The organism is Micromonospora sp. KC213 (genome assembly GCF_004348325.1).
Classification (GTDB): Bacteria; Actinomycetota; Actinomycetes; order Mycobacteriales; family Micromonosporaceae; genus Micromonospora.
The window spans coordinates 1-2,748 of record NZ_SMKF01000309.1; the positions used below are offsets into that span (position 1 = coordinate 1).

The 2,748-nt window shown below is 68.6% G+C and carries 5 protein-coding genes; 2 read left to right on the forward strand and 3 right to left on the reverse strand.

What is annotated here, in order from left to right; translation table 11 throughout:
• Window positions 1-113: 113 nt before the first annotated feature.
• Together E1166_RS30100 and E1166_RS30105 are read right to left on the reverse strand one after the other, a co-directional pair.
• A complete protein-coding gene (locus E1166_RS30100) occupies window positions 114-524 on the reverse strand; it encodes a type II toxin-antitoxin system VapC family toxin (RefSeq protein WP_132343191.1) in 411 nt (136 codons plus the stop codon).
• Window positions 521-799 carry a type II toxin-antitoxin system prevent-host-death family antitoxin gene (locus tag E1166_RS30105; RefSeq protein ID WP_132343192.1) on the reverse strand — a complete coding sequence of 93 codons (279 nt, stop codon included), beginning with the start codon at window positions 797-799 and terminating at the stop codon, window positions 521-523. Before E1166_RS30105 ends, E1166_RS30100 begins: the two co-directional genes overlap by 4 nt.
• Before the next feature lie 549 nt (window positions 800-1,348).
• Here E1166_RS30105 and E1166_RS30110 point away from each other — a divergent pair.
• Together E1166_RS30110 and E1166_RS31320 are read left to right on the forward strand one after the other, a co-directional pair.
• Window positions 1,349-2,212, forward strand: a complete 864-nt coding sequence (locus tag E1166_RS30110) for a hypothetical protein (protein ID WP_132343193.1) — start codon at window positions 1,349-1,351, stop codon at window positions 2,210-2,212.
• Window positions 2,184-2,360: a hypothetical protein gene (locus tag E1166_RS31320; RefSeq protein ID WP_165944468.1), complete on the forward strand. Its 177-nt coding sequence runs from the start codon at window positions 2,184-2,186 to the stop codon at window positions 2,358-2,360. The genes E1166_RS30110 and E1166_RS31320 overlap by 29 nt, the downstream gene beginning before the upstream one ends.
• A gap of 24 nt (window positions 2,361-2,384) precedes the next feature.
• Here the strand turns inward: E1166_RS31320 and E1166_RS31325 are convergent.
• The coding region (locus E1166_RS31325; RefSeq protein ID WP_165944469.1) for a hypothetical protein at window positions 2,385-2,748 on the reverse strand (364 nt) is incomplete at its 5' end.

A 2,748-nucleotide genomic window follows, 5' to 3' on the forward strand; every position in this document is an offset into this window, starting at 1 on the left:
GAGTGGGCCGCCGTCAAGCGCGGTAGCTGTCGTGCGCTGGTGACGGAGCTGTTCGAGGGCTTCGGCGGGGCGGATCTCGTCCTGTTCCAGTGCCCGTCTTCGGGGGTCGCGGGTCAGTTCTGGCCGGGACTTGCTACGGGGAATCCTGCCTCCTTGGCGCATGCGAGCAGCCGCCGGTCGTAGGTGACAAAGGCGATGAGTGTCGTTCCGGACTCGTTGGTCAGAACCTGGGCGGTGGCGAGGTGGATGGCGTCGAGGCTGCGTAGCGTCGGCTCAGCGAACGCGGCTGCGGTCGCGCGGATCGTACTGTCGATTTCCAGTCGGAAGAGCCGCCCGACGGCCGCCGGCACTCCGATCAGAGCTTGCGGAGCTGATCGGCGCAGCGCTCTGGGCACTTCCACCTCGACGAGAGCGGAGCAGACCAGCGGCGCGTCGTCGTGGTTGTTGAGCCAGGAGACAAGGTCAGCGCTGAATGCCTCCTGCCGCACCAGCTTGACGACGGCGGCGGAATCGAGGTAGATCACCAGCGCTCCTCGTCTCGCATCGCGGCAAGCGTGGCGGCCACGTCCACATCCTGGTCGCCGAGCTTCGGTGGAAGCGGAACAGGGCCGCCGCCGGTCGGGGCAACTGCCCGCCCCGCAGCTACCAGCTTGGCTAGCATCGACCTGTCGTCACTTACTGGAACAAGTCGGGCGATCGGGCGCCCGCGATCGGTGATCTCGAAGGTCTCGCCGCCGCTCACCCTAGCCAGCACCTGGCTCGTGTTCTGGTTCAGCTCCCGGACACCGATGCGTTCCACGGACGAGAGTGTAGAACTAAATGTTCTACGTTTCCAGTGCTCGCGTCACCAGGGCTACCTCCTCACCACGACCAGGATTGACGGCACCAGGTCGCCGACCAGAAGGCCTATCGGCAATCCCCATGCCCCCCGACCACTTGTCCGCCCTCGGGTGTCACGGAAGTCGGCGTGGCGCGACGCGGTCCATGGCGACCGACCGGCGGTTCGGCTGGCCGGGCCGGAATCATCGGGCCCCGAGACCCGCGGACCGGGCAAGATCAGTGGTAGTGGGTCACCGGTGATCGTGGTGGTGTGGTTCGAATGGTGGTACCCCCGGCCCACCAATATCGCCTCTGATCAGGTGATTCCTCATCGCAAGATCAACGGGCACAAGTCGGGCGCAGATCAGTCATGATCTTGCACCGGATGGTCGCCTTGTTGGCACGTTCCGCCGCTGAGCTCAGGACCCCGGTGTGCCGACCCCACCGATTAAGGTGTCCGCGGTGGCGTCGGTCCTCCCGCTTGTCGGCGCGGATCGGACCACGTCGCGGCCCTGTTCGCACGATGGGTATGAGTGTGACTGACGAGGAGTTCTGGGCGCTGGTCGGTGAGCTCGGCGGCGTCGCCGACGAGCGGTCGGTGGCCCGGCTGAGGGATCGGCTGGGCGACCGGGCCGAGGAGTTCCAGCTACGGGTCGACGCGGCGGTGCGCGAACTCGATGGCGGGCGGTTCGAGAAGCTTCCGGTGCGGGATGTGTGCGATCCTGCCGGTGCCGAACCTCTTCCGCTGCTGGGGGACGCCCTGCACAGCTTCCTGCTCGCCGTGGTGGCGGCCGGGCCGGAGGTTTATCACGCCGTGCGTGCCGATCCCGCCGTCGCGACCGCCCGGTCGTGGTCGTCCGGTGAGGCCGAGCACCTCGGCCGGGTGCACGAGGAGATCAGCGGCTCCGATGGGTGGTGCCGGCCGCTGGTGTTCGGTGGCGGTGGCGACTGGCAGCCGTACGCCGACGCCGTCCATGACATCGCCGAGGAGTTGGATCGCCGCGAGGACTGGCGGGCCTGGTGGGCGACCGCAGGGCGGGAGTGGCTGGAGGTCATCATCGAACTCACCGACGAGGACACCGGCACGGTACGGCGTGGCGGCCGGGCGGTGCGAGCCGATTTCCGGCTGCCGATGCAGCGGCTGCGGCACCGCTCTCCGGGCGTCGCGGCCCGGGTCGCCGCCGAGGACCTGACCCGCATTCTCACGCTGGTTGGTGAGCGGCTGAAGTTGGCCGATCCGCCACCGGTGCCGTGGCCTGCCAACGCCGAGCCGCTTGACCCACGCAGCGCCGAGCGCGCCGCGCGGCTTGAGGAGTTGCGCGGCCGGCACCGACAGGGCGGAGTTGTCCCGCCTGCTGGTCCCAATGCCCACACTGTTCGCGCAGGTCAATGAGCACGGTCTTCGCCCGCAGGACGCTGCGGAACTGGAAGAGGACGAGGCCGGCTACGACCAGGTGCACGAGTGGCTGATCGCGCTGTCGGACAGGCCACAGAGGAGTTCGACAGCATGGGGCAAGGCCCTGCGTAAGCTGCGTTCTTGACCAGCGGTGGCCGCGCGGGCCTGGTCAGGACGGCTCGGGGGTGATGACCGCGTAGGCGGCGGTCACGCCACCCAGATCCGCGAGGCTGATCTGGATGACGGTCGCGGGCAGCGTCGAACTCGTCCTCATCACGTTGCCGTCGCACGGCAGGTCACCGCTGGCCACGGACTCGTTCGAGCTGAGCAACTCGTACGTGATCTTCCGGCCCGGGGTCACGGAGGTGCAGGCGGCGTCGAGCACGTACCGCTGGTCGGTGCGGGCTTCTCGGCGTGTCACCGCGTCCACCTTCTGGGTCTCGGCGAGGTAGACCACGCGGCTGAGCTCGTCCGGGGCGACGGCGGGTACCGACAGCGTCGGCGGGGTGGCGGCGGCAGGCGGGGACGACACG